Source organism: Bradyrhizobium sp. 157 (assembly GCF_023073815.1).
Classification (GTDB): domain Bacteria; phylum Pseudomonadota; class Alphaproteobacteria; order Rhizobiales; family Xanthobacteraceae; genus Bradyrhizobium.
Window position 1 is genome coordinate 1 of the sequence record NZ_JADPKF010000110.1, and the last position, 536, is coordinate 536.

Below are 536 nucleotides of genomic sequence, written 5' to 3' on the forward strand. Positions count from 1 at the left end.
CTTCATTCTTACCCGTAAACAGTCAACCACGACCCACGTCGAAGGACTTGATCTCGCGGTGCTGCCATCGGTCTTCCATCCGAAGATCTTCCTGACCAGCGCATTTTTCGCGCGATTTCTGCAATCGTTAGACTTGCAGGGAAAACACGTCGTAGAAATCGGAACCGGCTCTGGAATACTCTCACTATCGGCAGCCAAGGCGGGCGCTAAGTCGGTCATCGCCTTGGACATAAATCCGGCGGCGGTCAAGGCTGCCAACTTAAACGCAGCAAAGAATGGTTTTGAGGAAGTAAGAGCGTTTCAATCCGATCTGTTTTCCGCCATACCGGCGGAGCGCAAGTTTGATATCATCATCTCTAGCCCACCATCTTTCTCGGGTGAGCCACGCGACGATGCTGACCGAGCTTGGCATGCTGGTCCTGGTTACCGGGATATCTTGCCTCTGTTCAAGCAGTCCGCTCAGAGGTTGCACCCGAACGGAAGAATGTATCTCCTACTTTCATCAGACAGCAACCTCGCTTTGATGGATCGCCTGA

1 protein-coding gene is annotated in these 536 nt (G+C 52.8%); it reads left to right on the plus strand.

Annotated elements, in window-relative coordinates:
• Positions 1-536: methyltransferase (locus tag IVA95_RS34215; RefSeq protein ID WP_247514527.1), on the plus strand; the 536-nt coding region annotated here is incomplete at both ends.